General features: G+C 47.6%; 25 protein-coding genes and 2 tRNA genes. 22 read left to right on the forward strand and 5 right to left on the reverse strand.

Going from position 1 to position 22,740, the window contains the following annotated elements:
* Positions 1–21: 21 nt before the first annotated feature.
* Complete coding sequence (locus tag HMPREF3052_RS10660; RefSeq protein WP_070749796.1) at positions 22–357, reverse strand: hypothetical protein; 336 nt, start codon at positions 355–357, stop codon at positions 22–24.
* 200 nt (positions 358–557) lie between these two features.
* Between HMPREF3052_RS10660 and dnaJ the strand changes: the two genes are divergently transcribed.
* The 3 genes from dnaJ to HMPREF3052_RS10675 all read left to right on the forward strand — a co-directional run bounded on the left by dnaJ (position 558) and on the right by HMPREF3052_RS10675 (position 3,242).
* The gene (gene dnaJ / locus HMPREF3052_RS10665) at positions 558–1,715 is read left to right on the forward strand and encodes a molecular chaperone DnaJ (protein ID WP_070749797.1); all 1,158 of its coding nucleotides are present in this window, start codon (positions 558–560) and stop codon (positions 1,713–1,715) included.
* 296 nt (positions 1,716–2,011) lie between these two features.
* A complete protein-coding gene (locus tag HMPREF3052_RS10670; protein WP_070749798.1) occupies positions 2,012–2,590 on the forward strand; it encodes a TMEM165/GDT1 family protein in 579 nt (192 codons plus the stop codon).
* Between the two features lies 1 nt (position 2,591).
* A complete protein-coding gene (locus tag HMPREF3052_RS10675) occupies positions 2,592–3,242 on the forward strand; it encodes a TIGR01621 family pseudouridine synthase (RefSeq protein WP_070749799.1) in 651 nt (216 codons plus the stop codon).
* A gap of 75 nt (positions 3,243–3,317) precedes the next feature.
* Here the strand turns inward: HMPREF3052_RS10675 and HMPREF3052_RS10680 are convergent, their stop codons facing one another.
* Positions 3,318–4,244 (reverse strand): LysR family transcriptional regulator, encoded by a 927-nt coding sequence (locus tag HMPREF3052_RS10680; RefSeq protein WP_070749800.1) that lies wholly within the window; start codon positions 4,242–4,244, stop codon positions 3,318–3,320.
* A gap of 175 nt (positions 4,245–4,419) precedes the next feature.
* On the opposite strand from HMPREF3052_RS10680, the gene HMPREF3052_RS10685 reads away from it, so the two are divergent.
* From HMPREF3052_RS10685 to HMPREF3052_RS10710, 6 genes are all read left to right on the forward strand, one after another.
* Entirely contained in the window at positions 4,420–5,169 is a 750-nt protein-coding gene (locus tag HMPREF3052_RS10685) for a Nif3-like dinuclear metal center hexameric protein (RefSeq protein WP_070749801.1), read from the forward strand.
* A 122-nt stretch (positions 5,170–5,291) separates the two neighbouring features.
* Positions 5,292–5,873, forward strand: a complete 582-nt coding sequence (gene petA / locus HMPREF3052_RS10690; RefSeq protein WP_049350863.1) for a ubiquinol-cytochrome c reductase iron-sulfur subunit — start codon at positions 5,292–5,294, stop codon at positions 5,871–5,873.
* 18 nt (positions 5,874–5,891) lie between these two features.
* Positions 5,892–7,241, forward strand: a complete 1,350-nt coding sequence (locus HMPREF3052_RS10695) for a cytochrome b (RefSeq protein ID WP_049328413.1) — start codon at positions 5,892–5,894, stop codon at positions 7,239–7,241.
* A gap of 14 nt (positions 7,242–7,255) precedes the next feature.
* Entirely contained in the window at positions 7,256–8,041 is a 786-nt protein-coding gene (locus tag HMPREF3052_RS10700) for a cytochrome c1 (protein WP_039864285.1), read from the forward strand.
* A 214-nt stretch (positions 8,042–8,255) separates the two neighbouring features.
* On the forward strand, positions 8,256–8,861 hold the full coding sequence (locus tag HMPREF3052_RS10705) for a glutathione S-transferase N-terminal domain-containing protein (RefSeq protein ID WP_039861850.1): 606 nt from the start codon (positions 8,256–8,258) through the stop codon (positions 8,859–8,861).
* An 11-nt stretch (positions 8,862–8,872) separates the two neighbouring features.
* Complete coding sequence (locus HMPREF3052_RS10710; protein ID WP_070749802.1) at positions 8,873–9,277, forward strand: ClpXP protease specificity-enhancing factor; 405 nt, start codon at positions 8,873–8,875, stop codon at positions 9,275–9,277.
* A gap of 139 nt (positions 9,278–9,416) precedes the next feature.
* Here HMPREF3052_RS10710 and HMPREF3052_RS10715 read toward each other — a convergent pair.
* The 3 genes from HMPREF3052_RS10715 to HMPREF3052_RS10725 form a co-directional block, all read right to left on the reverse strand.
* A tRNA-Ala gene (locus HMPREF3052_RS10715) sits at positions 9,417–9,492 on the reverse strand.
* A 6-nt stretch (positions 9,493–9,498) separates the two neighbouring features.
* Positions 9,499–9,575 (reverse strand) — tRNA-Met (locus HMPREF3052_RS10720).
* 106 nt (positions 9,576–9,681) lie between these two features.
* Positions 9,682–10,833 carry a class I SAM-dependent methyltransferase gene (locus HMPREF3052_RS10725; protein ID WP_070749803.1) on the reverse strand — a complete coding sequence of 384 codons (1,152 nt, stop codon included), beginning with the start codon at positions 10,831–10,833 and terminating at the stop codon, positions 9,682–9,684.
* 402 nt (positions 10,834–11,235) lie between these two features.
* On the opposite strand from HMPREF3052_RS10725, the gene mraZ reads away from it, so the two are divergent.
* The 13 genes from mraZ to HMPREF3052_RS10785 all read left to right on the forward strand — a co-directional run bounded on the left by mraZ (position 11,236) and on the right by HMPREF3052_RS10785 (position 22,650).
* Positions 11,236–11,691 (forward strand): division/cell wall cluster transcriptional repressor MraZ, encoded by a 456-nt coding sequence (gene mraZ, locus HMPREF3052_RS10730; protein WP_003748265.1) that lies wholly within the window; start codon positions 11,236–11,238, stop codon positions 11,689–11,691.
* A complete protein-coding gene (gene rsmH, locus HMPREF3052_RS10735; RefSeq protein WP_070749804.1) occupies positions 11,688–12,650 on the forward strand; it encodes a 16S rRNA (cytosine(1402)-N(4))-methyltransferase RsmH in 963 nt (320 codons plus the stop codon). The genes mraZ and rsmH overlap by 4 nt, the downstream gene beginning before the upstream one ends.
* A gap of 62 nt (positions 12,651–12,712) precedes the next feature.
* The gene (ftsL, locus tag HMPREF3052_RS10740; protein WP_003681879.1) at positions 12,713–12,976 is read left to right on the forward strand and encodes a cell division protein FtsL; all 264 of its coding nucleotides are present in this window, start codon (positions 12,713–12,715) and stop codon (positions 12,974–12,976) included.
* A 78-nt stretch (positions 12,977–13,054) separates the two neighbouring features.
* Entirely contained in the window at positions 13,055–14,803 is a 1,749-nt protein-coding gene (locus HMPREF3052_RS10745; protein WP_070749805.1) for a peptidoglycan D,D-transpeptidase PBP2, read from the forward strand.
* Between the two features lie 26 nt (positions 14,804–14,829).
* Positions 14,830–16,308: a UDP-N-acetylmuramoyl-L-alanyl-D-glutamate--2,6-diaminopimelate ligase gene (locus tag HMPREF3052_RS10750; RefSeq protein ID WP_070749806.1), complete on the forward strand. Its 1,479-nt coding sequence runs from the start codon at positions 14,830–14,832 to the stop codon at positions 16,306–16,308.
* A 180-nt stretch (positions 16,309–16,488) separates the two neighbouring features.
* Positions 16,489–17,010, forward strand: a complete 522-nt coding sequence (locus HMPREF3052_RS10755) for a M23 family metallopeptidase (protein ID WP_070749807.1) — start codon at positions 16,489–16,491, stop codon at positions 17,008–17,010.
* Positions 17,011–17,121: 111 nt separating this feature from the next.
* The gene (locus HMPREF3052_RS10760; protein ID WP_070749808.1) at positions 17,122–17,685 is read left to right on the forward strand and encodes a hypothetical protein; all 564 of its coding nucleotides are present in this window, start codon (positions 17,122–17,124) and stop codon (positions 17,683–17,685) included.
* A 52-nt stretch (positions 17,686–17,737) separates the two neighbouring features.
* Positions 17,738–18,682, forward strand: coding sequence for a VgrG-related protein (locus tag HMPREF3052_RS10765; RefSeq protein ID WP_070749809.1), 945 nt, complete (start codon positions 17,738–17,740; stop codon positions 18,680–18,682).
* Between the two features lie 80 nt (positions 18,683–18,762).
* Positions 18,763–19,302, forward strand: a complete 540-nt coding sequence (locus tag HMPREF3052_RS10770; RefSeq protein WP_070749810.1) for a lytic enzyme — start codon at positions 18,763–18,765, stop codon at positions 19,300–19,302.
* 30 nt (positions 19,303–19,332) lie between these two features.
* On the forward strand, positions 19,333–20,697 hold the full coding sequence (gene murF / locus HMPREF3052_RS10775) for a UDP-N-acetylmuramoyl-tripeptide--D-alanyl-D-alanine ligase (RefSeq protein ID WP_070749811.1): 1,365 nt from the start codon (positions 19,333–19,335) through the stop codon (positions 20,695–20,697).
* 16 nt (positions 20,698–20,713) lie between these two features.
* Positions 20,714–20,863, forward strand: coding sequence for a hypothetical protein (locus tag HMPREF3052_RS11845; protein ID WP_003685853.1), 150 nt, complete (start codon positions 20,714–20,716; stop codon positions 20,861–20,863).
* Between the two features lie 100 nt (positions 20,864–20,963).
* A complete protein-coding gene (mraY, locus tag HMPREF3052_RS10780; RefSeq protein ID WP_003685861.1) occupies positions 20,964–22,046 on the forward strand; it encodes a phospho-N-acetylmuramoyl-pentapeptide-transferase in 1,083 nt (360 codons plus the stop codon).
* Positions 22,047–22,161: 115 nt separating this feature from the next.
* Positions 22,162–22,650 (forward strand): group II truncated hemoglobin, encoded by a 489-nt coding sequence (locus tag HMPREF3052_RS10785; RefSeq protein ID WP_070749812.1) that lies wholly within the window; start codon positions 22,162–22,164, stop codon positions 22,648–22,650.
* The last annotated feature ends 90 nt before the right edge of the window (positions 22,651–22,740 follow it).

Here is a 22,740-nt window from a genome sequence, read left to right on the forward strand (position 1 = left end):
AGACGGCCTGAGTATGAAAGGTTAACGGTAAGTCTGGCAACGGACGGCTTCTTCCTTGCAGAACATTTCCGCGTGCCGGCGGCGGCATTGCTGAATCACATCCAAGCGTGCGCGGCCGCGGTTGACGTTTTCGGTACGGAATGTGTCGGTAAATGCCGACAACGTACACACGTGAACTTCGTTGTTTCTGCGTGCGGAACGCTCGTCCAAACGCTCGCTCAGTAGGCGGTTTACTTGGGCAGTCAGTTCGGCCACCTGACGCTCCAGTGCCGCAATGCGTTCGCTGTCGGAAGGCGCGGCTTGGACAGCGGCCGCCATCAGCATCAGGCATAAAAAGGAAGCGGTTTTTTTCATCATGGAGGAAAACCTTTCTAATATAAAACAGCGGTATGGGGTCAAATATTTTTTACTTTAAGGCCATTATCATGCTTTGACAAGGCGAGGGAGGCCGTCTGAAACAAAATTTTCAGACGGCCTTAAAAATATCGACTTGAGTTTTTTACCTTCCGCCCACATATCCGACCCAGTTCAAACTTATTCAAAACACTATCAAAATTATGAGTACCCAAGATTATTACGAAACCCTTGGTGTTGCCCGCAGCGCTAGCGACGATGAAATCAAAAAAGCCTACCGCAAGCTGGCAATGAAATACCATCCCGACCGCAATCCTGACAACAAAGAAGCGGAAGAAAAATTCAAAGAAGTCCAAAAAGCTTACGACACCTTGTCCGACAAAGAAAAACGCGCCATGTACGACCAATACGGCCATGCCGCGTTCGAACAGGGCATGGGCGGCGGCGCGGGCGGATTCGGTGGCTTTGGCGGTTTTGGTGGTGCGCAAGGCTTCGATTTTTCCGATATTTTCAGCCAAATGTTCGGCGGTGGCGGCAGCGCAGGCGGCCGTCAGCCGGATTACAGCGGCGCGGACTTGCAGGTCGGCATAGAGATTTCGCTTGAAGAAGCCGCCAAAGGCGTGAAAAAACGCATCAACATTCCGACTTACGAAGAATGTGATGTCTGCCACGGTTCAGGTGCCAAACCGGGCACATCCGCATCGACTTGTTCGACCTGTCACGGCTCTGGCACGGTGCACGTCCGCCAAGCCATTTTCCAAATGCAGCAGACTTGTCCGACTTGTCACGGTACAGGCAAAGAAATCAAAGATCCTTGCGTCAAATGCCGTGGCGAAGGCCGCACCAAAACCAGCAAAACGGTTGAAGTCAACATTCCGGCAGGCATCGACGACGGCCAACGCATCCGCTTGAGCGGCGAGGGCGAGCCGGGTCAACACGGCGCACCGGCAGGCGATTTGTACGTCAATGTCCGCGTGAGACAGCACAAAATCTTCGAGCGCAACGGCTTGGACCTGCATTGCGAACTGCCGATCAGCTTTGCGATTGCCGCATTGGGCGGCGAAGTCGAAGTGCCGACTTTGGACGGCAAAGTTAAACTGCACATTCCGAAAGAAACGCAAACCGGCCGCCGCATGCGCGTGAAAGGCAAAGGCATTAAGTCTCTGCGCTCCAGCTCGACCGGCGATTTGTACTGCCACATTTTGGTTGAAACACCGGTTAACCTGACCGACCGTCAGAAAGAGTTGTTGGAAGAATTTGAAAAAATCTCCTCCGGTCTTAATCTCAGCCAAACCCCGCGCAAGAAATCGTTTTGGGAAAAAGTAGGCGAGAAAGTAGGTGATTTGTTCTCCGATAATTAATCGTTGTGAAAAAGGCTGTCTGAAACTTTATTGAATGAGGTTTCAGACGGCCTTTTGTTTTTCTTTTTGTTGCTTTAAACAATGGTTTGCCTTACAATGCGCGCTCCACTCTTACGGGAGTAGCCATTCGGCGCAATGCCGAAACCGTTGTCAACATAATCGGCTTTGCGGCCGTGGCAGCGGTATCTTCTCTGCTTTATCGGAAGACAGGCAAGACGTAAGCGTTGTCCATACCCTTGCGGGCGGTATGCACAGCGCTTTTTGTTTGCCCGCTTTTCGGTTGAGTATCTTAAATCATGGAAGCTTTTTTCTCCTCGACGCTGGGCGTTGCCATTGCCGAAATCGGCGATAAAACGCAATTGCTGGTGCTCTTTTTGGCAGCACGTTTTGCCCACAAAAACGCGATTGTTGCCGGTATCTTTGTTGCAACTCTGTTGAACCATCTTGTTTCAGCCGCACTCGGTGTCTGGCTGGCATCCGCTATTTCGCCCGAAGTCATGAAATGGGTGGTCGGCGGCAGCTTTATTGCGGTCGGTTTATGGTTGCTGCTGCCGGACAAAGACGAAGATCCTGACAGCAAGTGGCTGAAATACGGCGCATTTACGGCGACGGTCGTCCTGTTTTTCTTGGCTGAAATCGGCGATAAAACGCAGATTGCAACAGTTCTTTTGGCGGCAAAATACCAATCTATCCTGCTGGTCGTGGTCGGCAGTATTGCCGGTTTGATGATTGCTTCTGTGCCTGCCGTGTATTTGGGCGAAATGCTGATGCGCAAAATTCCGGCCAAAGCAGTGCGCATTGCTGCGTGTATTTTGTTCTGCCTGCTGGGTATCTTGACCCTGCTTGGCGATGGTATCGTGTTGAAGGCCGTCTGAAATGTGGGACCTTGTTTTTGAACACAAAGACTTTGTGGTCATCAATAAGCCTTGCGGCGTATCGGTGCATAGCGAATCGGAAGGGGAGGTTTGCCTGACCGCATCGCTGGCGCAGCAGCTCGGCGTTGAGCGCGTGTGGCTGGTTCACCGTTTGGACAAAGCCACCAGCGGCCTGTTGCTGCTTGCGCTCAACCGCGACAGCGCGGCGGCTTTATCGGCGCAGTTTGCCGAGAAAACCATGCGTAAAACTTATTTGGCACTCGGTACGCACAAGCCGGCGAAGAAGCAGGGTTGGGTGAAAGGCGGTATGGCGCGTTCGCGGCGCGGTACATGGAAACTGACGCGTGACGAGGATAATTTTGCCGTTACCCGTTTCAGCAGCCAAAGCCTGAAGCCCGGTTTGCGCCTGTTTGTGTTGCAACCGTTTACCGGCAAAACCCATCAGCTGCGCGTGGCCATGAAAAGCATAGGCAGTCCGATTTTGGGCGATACGTTGTATGGCGGCGATGAGGCGGAACATCTATTTCTGCACGCTTGGCGTTTGGTTTTCGACTATCGTGGCGAGCATTTCGATATTCGGGTTGCGCCCGATAAAACATGGCCGTCTGAAATCGATTTGTCGGCGTGTTTAGGTTCGGATGAATCTGAATAGAAGCAGTGAAATTTTTTTATAGATTAAAAAAGGCCGTCTGAAAATTGTTCAGACGGCCTTTTGATTGTTTCAAGTTTACATTTCCAATTCGCTCAAGCCCGGCAAGTCGGCAAAACAGCGGTCATGCGTGATTTGGCAGAAGTTGTCCAGATAGCCTTTGTTGGCATCTTCCGTACGAATGGCGGCATAAAGTTTGCTTTGCAGGCCGTCTGAAGTGATTTTGCGGTGGACGACGTAGCCTTTTTCCAGATACGGCATGACCGTCCAGTAGGGCAGGGCGGCGATGCCGCGTTTGCTGGCAACCAGCTGGATAATAGCAATGGTCAGCTCGCTGTGGCGGCGCAGCGGATTAATGCCTTTGGGCAGCAGTACTTTTTTGGGCAAATCCAGCATTTCGTCGGGGACGGGATAAGTAATCAGGGTTTCGTCGATAAAATCTTCCGCTTCCCAAACGTCTTTGTCGGCAAGCGGGTGGTCTTCTGCGCAGATGCCGACCATTTCATAGGCAAACAGGGGGCGGTAGCTGATGCCGTTGAGTAGCTCGGCTTCGGAAACGATGGCAAGATCGGCGCGGTGTTGCAGCAGCAGCCCGACCGGATCGGCTTGAAAACCGGAAACGATGTCCAATTCAACTTGCGGCCATAAGGGGCGGAACTCGCCCATGGCAGGCATCAGCCAGTCAAAGCAGGTGTGGCATTCGACGGCAAGTCTGAGTTCGCCGGCTTCGCCTTCGATAATCCGCACTAGGTCACGTTCGGCGGCGGCAACCTGAGGCAACAGTTCACGCGCCAGTTGCAACAGGCGCATACCGGCCGGAGTGAAGCGCAAAGGTGTGGATTTACGTTCAAACAACGGCGTTTCGTAATAATTTTCCAAGGCGCGGATTTGGTGCGACAGGGCAGATTGGGTCAGGAAAACCCGTTTGGCGGCAAGGGAAACGCTGCCGGTTTCTTCTAAAGCCAGCAAGGTTTTGAGATGACGCAATTCGATAATAGAGTCCATGTGTTTTCAGACGGCCTGTGGGTAAGGTGGCGTATATTAAAATAATTCATAATGATGTGCAAATGATTAATGTTGGGAATGATTGCTGAAATCGGAATGTAAGAATTTGAGGCATAAACAGATTTTGCAGTTAGAATGCGAAGCTGTTTTTGAAGATAGATATAAGGAGCGGAATATGGCTTTACGCCGCGAAATTCTGGCTTGGTGCGATGAGACATTGCAGGTCGGGCTGTTTAAGGACTATGCGCCCAACGGTTTGCAGGTTGAAGGCAAAGAAGAAATTGCCAAAATCGCCACTTCGGTTACCGCCAGCAAAGCGGCAATCGATTTTGCCGTAGGGCAGGGGGCGGATCTGCTTTTGGTTCACCACGGTATGTTTTGGAAAAGCGAGCCTGTCACGATTACCGGTTGGAAAAAAGCACGCATTGAAACCTTGCTGCAACACCAAATCAATATGGTGGGCTACCACCTGCCGCTGGACGCACACCCGCAATTGGGTAATAACGCGCAGTTGGCCGAGAAACTCGATTGGGTGCTAGAAAAACAATTCGGCGAGCAAAACCTGTTGAATACAGGCCGTCTGAAAACCACGCAAACATTGGCGCAGTTGTCTGAACGCATTGAGGCGGTATTTGACCGCAAGCCGACCGTTATCGGCGATCTTGAACGCGAAATCAAACGCATTGCCTGGTGCAGCGGTGGTGCGCAGGGATTTTTTCAGACGGCCGCAGACGAAGGTGTCGATGCGTATCTGACCGGTGAGATTTCCGAAGCGCAATATCATCTTGCCAACGAAACGGGTGTGGCATTTATCAGCGCCGGACATCATGCAACAGAACGTTACGGCGTCCGCGCCTTAGGCGATGCCGTGGCAGAAAAATTCGGTATCGAAGTGGTTCACTTTGATGAAAACAATCCTGCCTGAGTATTGAGAAATATCATAAAACTTTACCTTATTTTAAATAATGCTTTGAGTATTACAACAAACTAGGTAGAATTACGCTGTTTAATGGCTCGGTATTCCCAAAATTTTAGGACGACTGAATAATGGATAATCAAGAAATCAACAACGGTCGCCGCCGTTTCCTGACACTGGCTACTTGCGGTGCAGGCGGTGTGGCGGCTCTGGGCGTAGCTACGCCTTTCGTGGCCAGCTTCTTCCCATCGGAGAAAGCTAAGGCTGCCGGTGCTGCTGTCGAAGTAGATGTCAGCAAAATCGAAGCAGGCCAAATGCTGACTGCCGAATGGCAGGGCAAACCGATCTGGCTGGTCAACCGCACAGATCAACAGCTCAAAGACTTGAAAAGTTTGGATGGCGCAGTTGTCGATCCCAATTCCGAAGTGGATCATCAGCCCGAAAACTGTAAAAACGAGCACCGTTCGATCAAACCGAACCTCCTCGTCGCTATCGGTATCTGTACCCACCTGGGTTGCTCTCCGACTTACCGTCCCGACATTGCTCCCGCCGACTTGGGCGCAGACTGGAAAGGCGGTTTCTTCTGCCCTTGCCACGGTTCGAAATTCGACATTGCAGGCCGAGTATACAAAGGTGTTCCTGCACCGACCAACTTGGTTGTACCGCCTTACAAATATCTGAGCGATACGACTGTTTTGGTGGGCGAAGACTAAAAATAAGGAACGATAATTATGGCAAACCAAACCAATAGCAAAGCAAAAGCATTGTTAGGCTGGATGGACGATCGCTTCCCTCTGTCTAAAATGTGGAATGAGCATTTGGCTCAATACTATGCGCCGAAGAACTTCAACTTCTGGTACTACTTCGGCTCTTTGGCTCTGCTCGTCCTTGTAATTCAAATCGTCAGCGGTATTTTCCTGACCATGAACTACAAACCGGACGGCAACCTTAACGCCTACCATCTGCCTGCTGCCTTTACCGCAGTAGAGTACATCATGCGCGACGTGTCCGGCGGCTGGATTATCCGCTACATGCACTCCACAGGCGCATCTTTCTTCTTCATCGTCGTTTATCTGCACATGTTCCGTGGTCTGATTTACGGCTCGTACAAAAAACCTCGTGAATTGGTGTGGATTTTCGGTTCCCTGATTTTCTTGGCATTGATGGCAGAAGCCTTTATGGGTTACCTGTTGCCTTGGGGTCAAATGTCCTTCTGGGGTGCGCAGGTAATTATTAACCTGTTCTCCGCCATCCCTGTTATCGGTCCTGATTTGTCCACTTGGATCCGCGGTGACTTCAACGTTTCCGACGTTACTTTGAACCGCTTCTTCGCCCTGCACGTTATCGCAGTACCTCTGGTATTGCTCGGCTTGGTTGTGGCTCACATCATCGCCTTGCACGAAGTGGGTTCTAACAACCCTGATGGCGTTGAAATCAAGAAAAACAAAGATGAAAACGGTATTCCACGCGATGGTATCCCATTCCATCCTTACTACACCGTTAAAGACATCTTGGGCGTCGTTGTATTCCTGATTGTCTTCTGTTCTGTGTTGTTCTTTGCACCTGAAGGTGGCGGCTACTTCCTCGAAGCCCCGAACTTTGATGCAGCAAATGCGCTGAAAACACCTCCGCACATTGCTCCGGTATGGTACTTCACTCCGTTCTACGCAATTCTGCGTGCGATTCCTTCCTTTGCCGGTACTCAGGTATGGGGTGTAATCGGTATGGGTGCAGCAGTTGTACTGATTGCCTTGTTGCCTTGGTTGGATAAAGGCGAGGTTAAATCTGTCCGCTATCGCGGCCCAATCTTCAAAACCGCATTGGTTCTGTTCATCATTGCCTTCATCGGTTTGGGTATTTTGGGTGCAATGGTAGCAACTGATACTCGTACTTTGGTTGCACGTATCCTGTCTTTCGTCTACTTTGCATTCTTCCTGGGTATGCCGTTCTATACCAAACTGGATACCAACAAACCAGTTCCTGAACGCGTAACCATGAGCACTACTAAACAAAAAATTATGTTCTTTGTTTACGTCGGTATTACCGTTGTCGGTGCTTACTTGTTTGCAACCAATATCTGATGAGGGCAGCGAAAATGAAACAAACTCTAAAAAACTGGTTTGCTGCCTTATTGCTGGCAGTGCCTATGAGTGCAGCCGTTGCCAGCGGCGGCGGACACTACGAAAAAGTCGATATCGACCTGCGTGACCAAGTCAGCCTGCAGCACGGTGCGCAAATCTTTACAAACTACTGTTTGTCTTGCCACTCTGCAAGCGGTATGCGCTTCAATCGTCTGAAAGACATCGGTTTGACTGAAGATGAAATCAAGAAAAACTTGATGTTCACAACAGACAACGTTGGTGATGTCATGGTAGCGGCAATGGATCCGAAAGATGCCTCCAAATGGTTGGGTGCGCCTCCACCGGATTTGACCCTGATTGCCCGTTCTAAAGGTGCAGACTACCTGTACGCCTATATGCGTGGCTTCTATAAAGACCCAACTCGTCCGACCGGTTGGAATAATACTGTTTTGGCCGGTGCGAGTATGCCTCACCCATTGTGGGAGCAACAAGGTGTTCAAGCCGTTGAGTTGGATGCCAAAGGTCAGCCCGTTATGATTAAAGACGAGCATGGCAACCTGACTCCTAAGTTGTATTGGGAGTCTACCGGTCTGCACAGCCGTCGCCTGCCTAACGGTAAAGTGATCCAAAAAGAGTACGATACTTATGTACGCGACTTGGTGAACTACTTGGTGTACATGGGCGAGCCTGCTCAGTTGCAACGCCACCGCATCGGCTACATGGTTCTGGCATTCCTGTTTGCGGTAATGCTGCCATTGGCTTACTTCCTGAAAAAAGAATTCTGGAAAGACGTTCACTAATTCTTTTGAATCAAAAAGGCAAACCTGTTTCAGGTTTGCCTTTTTTGTTTGTGAAATTGGTTTATGCGAAAATAATGTAAATTTTAAAATTACTTAATATAAACAACATGATATGTGAAATTTCTAGATTAAGTGTTTGAAATTATGTATAATTCTTTCTGAATTTTTATAAGGCTTAAGGCCGTCTGAAAAGATTTATCAGGAGTAAAAGATTATGATGACATTGTATTCAGGTATTACTTGTCCATTCAGCCAGCGCTGCCGTTTTGTGCTGTACGAAAAAGGCATGGATTTTGAAATCAAAGATGTGGACGTGTTCAATAAACCTGAAGACTTGGCTTTGATGAATCCGTATAACCAAGTACCGGTTCTGGTTGAGCGTGATTTGATTTTGCACGAATCAAACATTATCAACGAATACATTGACGAGCGTTTCCCTCATCCTCAGTTGATGCCGGGCGATCCTGTTATGCGCGGTCGCGGCCGTTTGGTGCTGTACCGTATGGAAAAAGAATTGTTCAGCTTGGTGCAAGTGTTGGAAAACCCTGAATCTACCAATAAAGAACAAGCTAAAGCGCGTGAAGCCATTGGTAATGGTTTGACACTGTTGGCACCATCTTTTACTAAAAACAAATACATCTTGGGCGACGACTTTTCTATGATTGATGTTGCCTTGTCTCCGCTGTTGTGGCGTTTGGACTATTACGACATCAAACTGGGTAAATCTGCTGCGCCTTTGCTGAAGTACGCCGAGCGTATTTTCCAACGCGAAGCCTTCATTGAGGCATTGACGCCGGCTGAAAAAGCCATGCGCCGCTAAAGGACAGATCTATGGCAACTTCAACCAAACCGTATTTGTTGCGTGCTTTGTATGGATGGTGTTTGGATAATAACCAAACACCGCACATCGTGGCTTGGGTAAATGAACATACCCGTGTGCCGATGCAGTATGTGCGTGACAATGAAATTGTTTTAAATATTGGTCCTACCGCCAGCCATAACTTGAATATCGACAATGAATGGGTCAATTTCTCTGCCCGCTTTTCCGGCGTAGCGCACGAGATTTGGATTCCGGTCGGTCATATTGTCAGTATATTTGGCCGCGAAAGTGGAGAGGGTATGGGTTTTGAGGTAGAACCATATCAGCCTGCTTCTGTTGAAGCTGCAGCGGCGGAAGATAAAAAAGCTGAATCTGCGGAAGAAAAACCGAAAAAAGTATTGAAGCTTGTGAAGTAATTAAAGACAAAAGGCCGTCTGAAATGTTTCAGACGGCCTTTATTGATTGGGTATTGAAGTGGCAAAATTAATGAGCAATCAGTTATTAATCAAGCCAAACAAAAAAGCTCTTGTATTTAACAAGAGCTTTTTTGTTTAGTGGTGGAGGTAAGCGGGATCGAACCGCTGACCTCTTGCATGCCATGCAAGCGCTCTACCAACTGAGCTATACCCCCGAAATTTGGTGGCGAATCAGGGACTCGAACCCCGGACACAAGGATTATGATTCCTCTGCTCTAACCGACTGAGCTAATTCGCCGTTTCGTGAAGTCGCTATTATAGTTTTTTTTGAATATTTGGCAAGCGCTAATTTTGCTTTTTTTTATTTCTTATTGTTTTTAAAAAATAAAAAGTAGGTTGTCAGGCTATAGCTTATGACAAATATCGCCGTGGCTGAAGCCTGTCCAATCGATATCGATGTCTTTGCCAAAAGCGATGACTTTAAAAAGTTCACCCATTTCGTGCTGATGTATCAGTTTCTGTACTGCAGCAGCGGCTTGGATATATTCAACCGAATCCGGGCTGCCGATTTGTGCCAGCAGATCGGTGATGCCGAGATTGAGCAGGAAATAAGATTGGGGCAGGTAGCCGATTAAATCCAAACCTGATTCCGTGCCGGCGCGTGCGATATCGGTGAAATTGACGTGTGCAGTCAAATCGGTCAGGCCGATATTGAAAAATGGGTTGTGGATAGTGTGATGGCGATAGTGGCCGATAAATGTGCCTTCCTTGCGTTGCGGATGGTAATACTGAGCGGCATCGAAGCCGTAATCGATAAATATCATGCCGCCGCGCCGCAATTTGGCGGCCAGGGTTTGGATAAAGGCATATTGTGCCGGATGCAGTTCGCTTGTGTATGAGGGAAGGGGAGGGAAGTATAAGGCGGCTGTTTGCGTAAGTTCGGCTTGGGTCAATGGTCTGATGGCTTCGATTAGCCCGTCATTCTCTAGGCTGACGCCGATTTGTTGAAACCCTTCGTTTTGATAAATCAAGCGTTCAACCGACATGGCATCCAATACTTCGTTGCCGATGATGATGCCGTCAAAGTGTTCTGATAATGCGGTAAGGTGGATGACTTTTGCTGCTGCTTCGGGAGATGTGTGCTCAATAATATGTTGGCGTTGTCTCTCTGCAAGTTCTGCTGATAACTCAATAATATAGTAATGATTCAGGCCGTCTGAAAGGTCTTGCAAGAGTGTGGCAGCGAGATGACCTGTGCCTGCACCAAATTCGTAGATATTGCCTGCTGTTTGCGGCAGTAATTCGGTAAGTTGTTTGGCAAGGGTTTGTCCGAATAGGGGGGAAAGGGTGGGGGCGGTAATGAAGTCGCCGTCCGTACCGATTTTATGACTGCCTCCGCTGTAATAGCCGTATTGAGGTGTGTAAAGGGCAAGCTCCATAAAACGGGAGAAGGGTATCCAGTTTTGATGTTGTTTAATTTCGTGTTTTATGAGCTTGGTCAGGTGTGCTGAAGAGGCTTGTGCATCAGGGGAAGGGAGGGGGAGTTGTGGCTTCATGACTGTTAGATAATGTAAAAAATTTGAATTTGTTTGTATATTATAGCCCCTTGTGACAGGGGTGGTAATCGGGTATAAAAATACTATATATAGTATTTTTAAAACACAAATAATACTATATATAGTGTTTTATGCTATATGAGATGACTGACATATTAATTTGTCATGCATTTTTGTATATATAAGCTATTGAATTTTAAGTGTTTAGTGTTTCATTTCGGATGAAGGGTTGATTTGACCTGATTGCCAAAATTTCTTATAGTGTCGGTTAGTGGGGCATAGTGGGTGAAAGTGGTTACTTTTTCCTAAAAAGTGTTCCGTAGAAGTGAAAACGAAATATTTTAGGGAGGTGGGATTTTTAATCCCACTCTAGTTTTATTTTAATAGAATTTGGGGTGTGATGTGTTTGGCGGCGCTCATGAATTGAGTATGGACAGTAAAGGGCGGTTGGCGATTCCTGCCAAATTCCGCGATATTTTGCTGCGCCGTTATACGCCTGCAATTGTGGTTACACTGGATTCTCGAAAAAAATTATTGATGTACCCCGAGCCCGTTTGGGAAGAAAAAGCCGAGCAGATTTTGAAGTTGAAAGTGGCCGGCAATGAGTCTTTGCAACGGTATCAGAATTTACTGCTGCACAATGCGGAGATTTTGGAATGGGACAGCGCCGGACGCGTTTTGATTCCGGCCAATCTGCGCAAACGCGTGGATTTTGAAAAAGAAGTTACTTTGGTTGGCCGTGCAAACCGTATGGAGTTGTGGGGTCGCGAACATTGGGAAGAGGAAATGAATCAGGCTTTGGATATTGATCCTGATGAGTTGGCTTTCCAATTGAGTCAAACGGATTTGCAATTGTGAGTAAAGTTGAAAATTATCAGCATGTTACTGTCTTGTTGCATGAGGCGGTGGATGCGTTGGCAATCCGTGAAGACGGGATTTATGTGGACGGTACGTTCGGTAGGGGAGGGCATTCCCGGCTGATTTTGTCGCGTTTGGGTGAGCAGGGTCGTTTGGTTGTTTTTGATAAAGACCCCGAGGCGATTGCGGTAGCTAATGAATTGGCAAAGCAAGATAAGCGCGTCAGTGTCGTACACAATGGTTTTGAAACATTTCAGACGGCCTTGGATGAATTAGGCATCGATAAGATTGACGGTGCGCTTTTTGATTTGGGGATTTCGTCGCCGCAAATTGACGATGGCAGCCGCGGATTCAGTTTCCGCTTTGATGCGCCGCTGGATATGCGGATGGATCCGACTCGCGGGATGTCTGCGGCAGAATGGATTGCAACCGCATCCGAACAGGATTTACACGAGGTAATTAAGAATTATGGTGAAGAGCGGTTTAGTCGCCAGATTGCGCGCGCCATTGTTGCGCAACGCGAGGAGAGTCCCATCGATACAACCCGCAAGCTGGCGCAGCTTGTGGCGCAAAACGTCCGTACTCGTGAGCGCGGACAGGACCCTGCAACGCGCACCTTCCAGGCAGTTCGCATCTTTATTAACCGCGAGCTTGAAGAGGTAGAGGCAGTTTTGCCGCAGGTTGCAGGCCGTCTGAAAGAGGGTGGACGTTTGGCTGTTATTGCGTTCCATTCGCTGGAAGACAGAATTGTGAAGCAGTTTATTAAAAAATATTCGCAACATGCGCCATTGCCCCGTTGGGCAGTGGTCAAGGAAGCGGATTTGCCTCAGCCGCCTTTGAAGGCTGTGGGCAAAGCAATCAAACCGGGTTCGACAGAGACTGAAGCTAACCCGCGTGCGCGTAGTGCAGTTTTACGTGTGGCGGAGCGAAGCAGTGGCGAATTTTCGGTTGTTGACTAGAGAAAGCGTTTCGGCATTGTCGCAAGGGATGTTTCTATTGACAGGCCGTCTGAAAGTTTGAGATGGGTAAGTTGAATATTTTATTGCTGGTTTTGGTGACGGTCTCAGCCTTTGCCGTAGTGTTTAAGCAAAACCAGTCCCGTTTGCATTTTATCGAGTTGGATAAGGCACAAAAACGGGAAATTCAGTTGGAACAGGATTACGCGCGCTTGAAATTGGAGCAGGCCAGGCTGGCAAACCACAAACTGATTAAAGTGGCGGCCGAAAAGCAACATCTGCTTCCACCGGGTGCGCATAATACGGCTATGCTGGAACGCAAAAAATAAGAATATAGAGCCTTGCATTAGTGCAAGATTTACGGGATTTGATGGCTCACTGAGCAGCTAAGTCATGAGAAGTTCAACATGTTAATTAAGAACGAATATAAACCTCAAATGCTGTCTGGAACAACAAAAACGAAAAAGCCGCTGACAAGTAACGGGCGAATCGGTTTGGTGCTGGGCGCTGTTGCGCTGGCATTTACCGGTCTGTTGGTACGCGGGGTTTATCTGCAAACCAGTCAGCATGAGTTTTTGAAAAATCAGGGCGACCAACGTTTTGTGCGTACGCTTCCGCTGCCGGCATCACGCGGTATGATTACCGACCGCAATGGTGCTACATTGGCTTTGAGTGCGCCTACCGAATCATTGTATGCCATGCCTTCCGGTATGGAGGAAATGCCGACTGACGAGCAGTTGGAAAAATTGTCGGCCATTGCCGATGTGCCTGTTGAAGTTTTGAAAAATAAATTGTCTAAAAAAGACAAAGGCTTTATCTATCTGAAACGCCAACTCAGCTACGAGAAAGCAGAAGAAATCAAAGCATTGGGCATTAAAGGCATCGCATTCCAAAAAGAATTGAAACGCCATTACCCGATGGGCAATCTGTTTGCGCACGTTATCGGTTTTACCAATATCGACGGCAAAGGTCAGGAGGGATTGGAGCTTTCCCGTGAAGACAGCCTGCGCGGTGAAGATGGTGCGAAAGTCGTATTGCGCGACAACAAGGGCAATATCGTAGACAGCCTCGATTCTCCACGCAACAGCGTGCCTAAAAACGGCCAAGACATGATTTTGTCTTTGGATCAGCGTATTCAAACGCTGGCTTATGACGAGTTAAACAAAGCGGTGGCTTATCACAAAGCTAAAGCGGGTACGGTTGTGGTATTGGATGCGCAAACCGGCGAGATTTTGGCTTTGGTCAATAGCCCGGCTTACGATCCGAATCAACCGGGTCAAGCCAATAGCGAACAGCGCCGTAATCGAGCTGTAACCGACATGATCGAACCCGGTTCTGCAATGAAGCCGTTTACCATTGCTAAAGCATTGGATTCAGGCAAAGTGGATGCAAACGATACGTTCAATACCCTGCCTTACAAAATCGGTCCGGCTACCGTACAAGATACCCACGTTTATCCTACTTTGGATGTACGCGGCATTATGCAAAAATCTTCCAACGTCGGTACCAGTAAACTTTCTGCCATGTTTACGCCTAAAGAAATGTACGATTTCTATCACGATTTAGGTGTGGGCGTGCGCATGCATTCAGGCTTTCCTGGTGAGACTGCAGGTTTGTTGAGAAGCTGGCGCAGATGGCAAAAAATCGAACAGGCAACCATGTCTTTCGGTTATGGCCTGCAATTAAGCTTATTGCAATTGGCGCGAGCTTATACTGTCTTGACCCATGACGGCGAATTGTTGCCGGTAAGTTTTGAAAAACAAGCGGTTGCACCTAAAGGCAAGCGCGTCATCAAAGCCTCTACTGCGAAAAAAGTGCGCGAGTTGATGGTTTCCGTTACTGAAGCCGGCGGTACCGGTACTGCCGGTGCTGTGGATGGTTTTGACGTAGGTGCGAAAACCGGTACGGCGCGTAAATTGGTCAATGGCCGCTATGTGGACAACAAACACGTCGGTACGTTTATCGGCTTTGCTCCGGCTAAAAATCCACGCGTGATTGTGGCCGTTACCATCGACGAACCGACTGCCAACGGCTATTACGGCGGCGTGGTTGCCGGTCCCGTATTCAAAGAAGTCATGAGCGGAAGCTTGAACATCTTAGGCGTTTCCCCGACCAAGCCTTTAAGTAACACCGCTACTGTCAAAGTACCGTCATAATCCAAACAATCAAAGAGATATTGTTTATGTTCAGCAAGTTAACCCCCTTGGCTGAAACCAACTTTCCGCCTCTGCTGTGTGAAAACGCAGCAGGGCGTTTGTTGCATTCAGACAGCCGACAAATTAAACAGGGTGACATTTTCGTTGCCTGTCAGGGCGAATATACAGACGGCCGTAGCTATATTCCTGCCGCCATTGCCAACGGTGCCACCTTTGTTTTTTGGGATGATGACGGCAAATTCACATGGAATCCCGAATGGAAAGTTCCCAATCAAGGCATTAAAGATTTGAAACACCGTGCCGGCATGTTGGCGGCGCAAGTTTACGGCAACGTTTCAGACGGCCTCAAAGTCTGGGGCGTAACCGGCACCAACGGCAAAACCTCTATCACGCAATGGCTGGCACAAGCCGCCGATTTATTGGGCGAAAAAACCACCATTATCGGCACGGTCGGCAACGGCTTTTGGGGTGCATTGGAAGAAACCACGCATACCACCCCCGCCCCTGTCGATGTCCAAACCCTGCTCTACCGTTTCCGTCAACAAGGCGCGACAGCCGCCGCGATGGAAGTCTCCAGCCACGGCCTTGACCAATCGCGCGTCAACGGCGTGCCATTCCGCAGCGCAATCTTCACCAACCTCACCCGAGACCACCTTGACTACCACGGCACGATGGAAGCCTACGGCGCCATCAAGTCGCGCCTGTTTTACTGGCAAGGCTTGAAACACGCCATCATCAACGTAGATGACGAATACGGCGCAGAACTCGCAGGTCGTCTGAAAAAAGACTGTCCTGATCTGGCCGTTTACAGCTACGGCTTCAGCGAACACGCCGACATCCGCATTGTTCATTTCACCGCCTCTTCAGACGGCATGGAAGCCGTATTCCAAACCCCGTGGGGCGAAGGCCGCTGCCGCACTCGCCTGCTCGGACGGTTCAACGCGCAAAACCTCGCCGCCTGCGTTACCTTGCTGTGTGCCAACGGTTATCCACTCAATAACGTTTTGGAAGTACTGGCAAAAATCCGTCCTGCTTCAGGTCGCATGGATTGCATTATGAACAGCGGCAAACCTTTGGTCGTTGTCGATTATGCCCACACGCCCGATGCACTGGAAAAAGCACTCTCCACTTTGCAGGAAATCAAACCGCAGCGCGCGGCCTTATGGTGCGTCTTCGGCTGCGGCGGCAACCGAGACCGCGGTAAACGCCCATTGATGGGCGCGGCAGCCGTGCAGGGTGCCGATAAAGTGGTGGTTACCAGCGACAACCCGCGCTTGGAGAATCCGCAAGACATCATCAGCGATATTTTGCCTGCCGTACCTAATCCTGAGCGTGTCGAAGTTGATCGCGCTGTTGCCATTCGTTATGCGGTTGAACAAGCTGCTGCGAATGACATCATCCTGATTGCCGGTAAAGGGCATGAAAACTATCAGGATGTACAAGGCGTGAAGCACCATTTCTCCGATTTTGAAATCGCAGAAAAAGCATTGGCAGAGCGCGGTTAAGCTATATCGCAAATGTTCAGACGGCCCGAAACCTTAAGGCCGTCTGAAAAAGATTTAAACATATACAATAAAAGCAATACGACACACGCATTACGGCACGTCAGCCATTAAACCCATCACAGTTGTTTGTTTCAGAGGACTTTTTAACAAGGCCGTCTGAACAACAAGGAGACCGATTTGATGCTGAAAATGCCGATAAAAACCTTATTAATCAGTGCAGCCGTAGTTTTATTCGCAGGCTGTACAACCAAACAACTTCCGCGTCCTACTGCAGAAATCGAGCAGTTGAGGGCGCAACAGCCTCCGGTCGAGCAAAGCCTGCCGAATCCTGTTAAAGGCAAGCGTTTTGACGACACTTGGGGCGCGGCGCGCAGTCAGGGGCGCAGGCATGAAGGTGTGGATATTTTTGCTAAGAAAAATACGCCGATACGCAGTACGACGCCCGGTATCGTAACCAAAATTGGGCGCAACCGATTGGGCGGTAAAGTTATCGGTATCCAAGGGCCGGGTGCGTGGCATTACTATGCCCACCTGAATAAATTTGCCCGTATCCGCCTGTATGAGCGAGTCAAAGAAGGGCAGGTCATCGGCTATGTCGGTAAAACCGGCAACGCTAGAACTACACCGGCCCACCTGCATTACGGTGTATATCTGCCGAACGGCGCGGTGAATCCGTATCCGCTGATTAATCAGAACAGATAGGCCGTCTGAATTAAAGATAGTCTTTTAGATTGTCTTATATTTTGCTTATTAATTTATTTTTTAATAAGATTTGATGTATAATCGTTAAGTTTTTGATTTTAGGAGTTAAAAATGAATGGAAGAGTATTATTAGGTTTGCTTTGTATCGTATTTTCTATAGATATTTCTGCTAAACCCAGAAATGCTCCAGCCTCTCAGAGGAATATGCAGCTTAAAGAATTATTGTTGATTTTCTCAGATACGCAGCAGCCTGAAGTAGGGACTGAGGCAGAACGGTATCTACATATTAAAGGGATGAAATGGCTACATAATACGATAAAAAATAAGGAAAATGTTTATAACACTAGTAAGATAAAGCTAAAAATTTTAAAGGATAGTGAAATAACCATATCTGGTAGGAATGGCTATATCAATTCAATTAATTTGTCAGATTCAGAGCCAAATCAGAAATTTAAAAAAATTTTGGAAGCCAATTTAGGTAAGGATGTGGTTAAAGAGTTAGTGGGTTGTAGAAGCGAATTTATACAAACGGAAAAAGCCTATCAAATCAGTTTTAAAGACAGGGCGGTTATTTATGTGAATGCGGATGCAAATTTTGATTCTGAACCCTTTATGTCCCCGTTATATACACTTTTTCAGTTTAGCTTGACGCGTCCGAGTCATTGGAAGTGTTAATCCAAATATTTAAAATTCAAATTTGTTCTTTGTTTAAGAAAGGCTAATTAAGATGGCAACATATGAGCAAGAGCTTCAAAAAGCACAACAGGAATTAAATAAATGGTTTTTAGGTAAAACTTCAAAGAGATATGAATCAGGAAGTGGAGGACCTGCAACGATTTCTTCAGGAGTCGGCGACCCTGGAGGTATTTCTTATGGTTCTTATCAATTATCTACTACCAAGGGAACACTTGCAGAATATTTAAAATATAGTGATAACTATAACCATGCTTTTGATGGATTAAAACCTAAAACAAAAGAATTCGATCAAAAATGGAAAGAGTTAGCAAATAATGACCCTCAATTTCATCAGTCGCAGCATGAGTTTATTGCTTCAAAACATCATCAGCCCCAGTTGCAAGCCTTAAAGCAGGCGGGGTTTGATTTTTTCGAACGAGGAAAGGCCGTGCAGGACATGGTATGGAGTTTGGCTGTCCAGCATAGGGATTATACTGTGGATAAAATTAAACGAGCACAGGACGAAAGCGGACTTAATTTCAAAACAGCAACTGATGCTGAAATAATTGAGGCCGTGTATGATAGTAAATTACGTCATTATAAACAAGATTTTAGAAGTTCTAGTCCAAAAGTTCAAGAAGGCGTACGTAAGCGGATCTTATCGGAAAAAGCTGATTTGCTTCGATTAGATAGATATGAAAAGCTACTCGAAGGTCAGCAGCAGGAAAAAGAAAAGTACACAGATAATGGTATTGAACAACATAAGCCTTTATCAAAATACGAAGAGACTCGTTCGATGCTTCAAGGTTTGCTAAGTGATACTGACGGTTCATATGCCAAAAAGCTTCTAGCAAATAATCAGGAAGAAGTTGCTAGTTTTAGCGAGAAAATCCAAGGACGTATCGAACAAACAAAATTGCAAGAATTGACTGAACGTGAAAGCAGAAATACGCTGCAACAAGAAGAACAACAGCGGAATTTTTCCCGTTCTGTATAGTTTTTGTATGAATATTGATAATTTAGTCTCCCTATGGAAGTTTATCCATAGGGAGTTTGGATTGACATGTGAGATTAATAATGAATGAGCTTGATAGAGCTTCAGAGCAAATACAGAACCTGATGATCGATATGGTCATGGTTATGGAAAAATATAAAGAGGATAGTGGGAAAATTGTAGATAATATTCAAAAAGAACTAGATAGTTCTTTAAATCAGCAGCGAAAAATGATAGTTGATATGGTCAGGGATGATATCCTTCATCACGCTTCTACCCAAGTAAAGGCATACACTCAAAATATGGATGATGCACGGAAACAGATGGTTGAGCAGGTGCGTGAATTTAATACTTATTTATGCGCAGTTAAAAGTGAAAACCAAAAAATATTTAGAATGACTGTATTGGGTATGGCACTTACTTTAACTATGTTAGTTCTCGGTGGTATTGCATTGGTTTTCTTCTATTCGAACATTATCTCTCAAAAGAAATTGGAGGCAGATATGCTGAATCGGATTAATAGTTCGGATATTGTTCGTTGCGGAGATAGTCTGTGTGCAAAAACAGGAAAGGCTGGAAATAATGGTTATCGGGTTATTCAACATCGATTTTCAGATAAATAAACAGTCATTTGATTATTAATTAAAAAAGCTATGAAACCACTAGACTTAAATTTCATCTGTCAAACTCTCGGCCTTCCAATGCCGTCTGAAAATCAACCCGTTTCTCGTATTGTTACAGACAGCCGTGATATTCAAGAAGGCGACGTATTTTTCGCGCTTGCCGGTGAGCGCTTTGACGCGCATGACTTTGTTGAAGATGTGTTGGCAGCGGGGGCAACGGCAGTTGTGGTTTCGCGCGAAGATTGTGCGGCTTTGAAAGGCGCGCTGAAGGTTGACGATACGCTTGCGGCTTTGCAAAAACTGGCGAAGGCGTGGCGTGAAAATGTGAATCCGTTTGTCTTCGGCATTACCGGCTCTTCCGGCAAAACGACGGTGAAAGAGATGTTGGCCGGCGTATTGCGTCATCGATTTGGTGATGAAGCTGTGTTGGCGACTGCCGGCAATTTCAACAATCATATTGGTCTGCCGCTGACTTTGTTGAAACTGAACGAAAAACACCGCTATGCCGTCATTGAAATGGGTATGAACCATTTTGGCGAATTGTCTTTGTTGACCCGAATCGCCGGTCCGAATGTTGCTCTGGTCAATAATGCCTTGCGTGCGCATGTCGGTTGCGGTTTTGATGGTGTCGCCGATATTGCCAAAGCCAAAAGTGAAATCTACGAAGGTTTGCTTTCAGACGGCATTGCGCTGATTCCGTGCGAAGATGCCAATATCGCTACATTTGAAGCTTCTACTGCACAATTGAACGCTCAGACTTTCGGCGTTGCCAGTGGCGATATCCATGCAGAAAATATTGAGTTGAAACCGTTGTCCTGCGAATTTGATTTGGTGCGTGGTAATGAACGTGTTGCCGTGGTATTGCCAGTCCCCGGCCGTCACAATGTGCATAATGCCGTAGCGGCGGCGGCTCTGGCTTTGGCGGCAGGTTTGAGCCTTGTCGAAGTTTCAGACGGCCTGAAAAATTTCAGCAATATCAAAGGCCGTCTGAATATCAAGCAAGGCATTAAAGATGCAACTTTGATTGACGATACTTATAATGCCAACCCCGACAGCATGAAAGCTGCCATTGATGTGCTCGCCGCTATGCCTGCGCCGCGTATTTTTGTGATGGGCGACATGGGTGAATTGGGTGAAGATGAAGCCGCTGCCATGCACGCCGAAGTTGGCGCGTATGCACGGGATAAAGGCATCGAGGCCGCATATTTTGTCGGCGACAACAGCGTTGAAGCAGCGGAAACGTTTGGCGCGGAAGGTTTGTGGTTTGCTGACAAAGATCCGCTGATTCAAGTGTTGAGCCACGATTTGCCTGAACGCGCTACTGTATTGGTCAAAGGCTCGCGCTTTATGAAGATGGAAGAAGTAGTCGAGGCGTTGGCAACAACAACTGCGTAAAAGGCCGTCAGAAATTATGAAAAAAATTTTTCTATTGGCTGGTTTGCTGATTGCCGCGTTTTATGCCGGAATGAAAGTACAGGCATTTATTTATGAAGATACCTGCTTGGACTTGGGCGGCGGAAAGAATCCCGGAAACTATCCGATTTGCGTGGTAGAAAAATAATCTTACTCAACAAGGCCGCCTGCAATTTCAGACGGCATACCGATTTATTTTTAATTGGGCGATAAGCCCGCTGTAACAACAAAAACAAAAAGGAAGCCCCATGTTTTTATGGCTCGCACATTTCAGTAACTGGTTAACCGGTCTGAATATTTTTCAATACACCACATTTCGTGCCGTAATGGCCGCGCTGACTGCGCTGGTATTTTCATTATTGTTGGGCCCGTGGACCATCCGCAAGCTGACTGCGCTCAAAGTCGGTCAAGCCGTCCGTACCGACGGTCCTCAAACCCACCTGATCAAAAACGGTACCCCAACCATGGGCGGCTCGCTGATCTTGACCGCCATTACCGTGTCCACAATCTTGTGGGGCAACTGGGCAAATCCTTATATCTGGATTCTCTTAGGAGTCTTGCTCGCTACCGGCGCACTCGGTTTTTACGACGACTGGCGCAAAGTGGTTTATAAAGACCCTAACGGCGTGTCTGCCAAATTTAAAATGGTGTGGCAGTCCAGCGTTGCCATCATCGCCGGTTTGGCATTGTTCTACCTTGCTACAAACTCTGCCAACAATATCCTGATTGTTCCCTTCTTCAAACAAGTTGCCTTGCCGCTTGGCGTAGTCGGCTTCTTGGTATTGTCCTACCTGACCATCGTCGGTACATCCAATGCCGTTAACCTGACCGACGGTTTGGACGGCTTAGCCGCATTCCCCGTTGTACTTGTCGCCGCCGGCCTTGCCATCTTTGCTTATGCCAGCGGCCATTCACAATTTGCCCAATACCTGCAATTGCCTTACGTTGCCGGTGCAAACGAAGTGGTGATTTTCTGTACCGCCATGTGTGGCGCCTGTCTCGGCTTTTTGTGGTTTAACGCTTATCCGGCACAAGTCTTTATGGGCGACGTCGGCGCGCTCGCGCTTGGTGCAGCGCTCGGTACCGTTGCCGTCATCATACGCCAAGAATTTGTCCTCGTCATCATGGGCGGCCTGTTTGTTGTTGAAGCCATTTCCGTTATGTTGCAAGTCGGTTGGTACAAACGCACCAAAAAACGCATCTTCCTGATGGCGCCGATTCATCACCATTACGAACAAAAAGGATGGAAAGAAACCCAAGTCGTCGTCCGCTTCTGGATTATCACCATCGTCTTGGTGCTGATTGGTTTGAGTACCCTCAAAATCCGCTAAATCTCCAAAGGCCGTCTGAAACTTTCAGACGGCCATTATGTAAGGTAAGCATGCTTGCCTGAATCCTACATCTCAAAATAAATCCCGTAATAATCCACACAGAAAGTCCCCAAACATGTACCAATCTTTTGGCGGCGCAACCGGCATCCGCACCCTGACCGACCGTTTCTACGACTTGATGGAGCTCGAGCCGCAATACCAAGCCTTGCGCCAAATGCACGGCGAAGACATGACCCTGATACGCGAAAAGCTCTACGAATTTTTTAGCGGCTGGCTCGGCGGCCCGCCCTTGTTCGAGCAGAAATACGGCCATCCCCAACTGCGCGCCCGCCATATGCCTTTTGCCGTTAATGTACAAGTCCGCAACGAATGGATCGCCTGCTTTGCCCAAGCCATGAGCGAACTGGACATCGACAAAGCACTTGCCGAACCTGTTTTAATCCAAATTTTTGCCATGGCAGATTGGTGCCGTAACCAAAACGAAGACGGTGTCGAACCGCCTATGCCGCCGATGGCGGTTGATCCATGGGTGCGCGCACCGGAATTGCAGCAGATTTTGAGTAGCTACGGTGTAAATAGTTTTTTTAAGGAATTCGCTGGCTAAGTGCCGTCTGAACATCCTTAGGTAAAACAGAAACAATAACTTGAAAGAAATGGATTTTAGAATGAATAAATTATTAAAAAAAATGATGGT

The organism is Neisseria sp. HMSC056A03 (genome assembly GCF_001815685.1).
GTDB classification, from domain to species: Bacteria; Pseudomonadota; Gammaproteobacteria; order Burkholderiales; family Neisseriaceae; genus Neisseria; species Neisseria subflava.

Coding starts and splice junctions, on each gene's coding strand:
- HMPREF3052_RS10765 (WP_070749809.1), top strand. CDS start 17,738: ATGGCAACATATGAGCAAGAGCTTCAAAAAGCACAACAGGAATTAAAT.
- HMPREF3052_RS10710 (WP_070749802.1), top strand. CDS start 8,873: ATGGCAACTTCAACCAAACCGTATTTGTTGCGTGCTTTGTATGGATGG.
- HMPREF3052_RS10755 (WP_070749807.1), top strand. CDS start 16,489: ATGCTGAAAATGCCGATAAAAACCTTATTAATCAGTGCAGCCGTAGTT.
- HMPREF3052_RS10680 (WP_070749800.1), bottom strand. CDS start 4,244: ATGGACTCTATTATCGAATTGCGTCATCTCAAAACCTTGCTGGCTTTA.
- HMPREF3052_RS10675 (WP_070749799.1), top strand. CDS start 2,592: ATGTGGGACCTTGTTTTTGAACACAAAGACTTTGTGGTCATCAATAAG.
- murF (WP_070749811.1), top strand. CDS start 19,333: ATGAAACCACTAGACTTAAATTTCATCTGTCAAACTCTCGGCCTTCCA.
- ftsL (WP_003681879.1), top strand. CDS start 12,713: ATGGGTAAGTTGAATATTTTATTGCTGGTTTTGGTGACGGTCTCAGCC.
- HMPREF3052_RS10725 (WP_070749803.1), bottom strand. CDS start 10,833: ATGAAGCCACAACTCCCCCTCCCTTCCCCTGATGCACAAGCCTCTTCA.
- HMPREF3052_RS10750 (WP_070749806.1), top strand. CDS start 14,830: ATGTTCAGCAAGTTAACCCCCTTGGCTGAAACCAACTTTCCGCCTCTG.
- HMPREF3052_RS10660 (WP_070749796.1), bottom strand. CDS start 357: ATGATGAAAAAAACCGCTTCCTTTTTATGCCTGATGCTGATGGCGGCC.
- HMPREF3052_RS10695 (WP_049328413.1), top strand. CDS start 5,892: ATGGCAAACCAAACCAATAGCAAAGCAAAAGCATTGTTAGGCTGGATG.
- HMPREF3052_RS10685 (WP_070749801.1), top strand. CDS start 4,420: ATGGCTTTACGCCGCGAAATTCTGGCTTGGTGCGATGAGACATTGCAG.
- HMPREF3052_RS10745 (WP_070749805.1), top strand. CDS start 13,055: ATGTTAATTAAGAACGAATATAAACCTCAAATGCTGTCTGGAACAACA.
- mraY (WP_003685861.1), top strand. CDS start 20,964: ATGTTTTTATGGCTCGCACATTTCAGTAACTGGTTAACCGGTCTGAAT.
- HMPREF3052_RS10770 (WP_070749810.1), top strand. CDS start 18,763: ATGAATGAGCTTGATAGAGCTTCAGAGCAAATACAGAACCTGATGATC.
- dnaJ (WP_070749797.1), top strand. CDS start 558: ATGAGTACCCAAGATTATTACGAAACCCTTGGTGTTGCCCGCAGCGCT.
- HMPREF3052_RS10705 (WP_039861850.1), top strand. CDS start 8,256: ATGATGACATTGTATTCAGGTATTACTTGTCCATTCAGCCAGCGCTGC.
- HMPREF3052_RS11845 (WP_003685853.1), top strand. CDS start 20,714: ATGAAAAAAATTTTTCTATTGGCTGGTTTGCTGATTGCCGCGTTTTAT.
- HMPREF3052_RS10785 (WP_070749812.1), top strand. CDS start 22,162: ATGTACCAATCTTTTGGCGGCGCAACCGGCATCCGCACCCTGACCGAC.
- HMPREF3052_RS10760 (WP_070749808.1), top strand. CDS start 17,122: ATGAATGGAAGAGTATTATTAGGTTTGCTTTGTATCGTATTTTCTATA.
- petA (WP_049350863.1), top strand. CDS start 5,292: ATGGATAATCAAGAAATCAACAACGGTCGCCGCCGTTTCCTGACACTG.
- HMPREF3052_RS10670 (WP_070749798.1), top strand. CDS start 2,012: ATGGAAGCTTTTTTCTCCTCGACGCTGGGCGTTGCCATTGCCGAAATC.
- HMPREF3052_RS10700 (WP_039864285.1), top strand. CDS start 7,256: ATGAAACAAACTCTAAAAAACTGGTTTGCTGCCTTATTGCTGGCAGTG.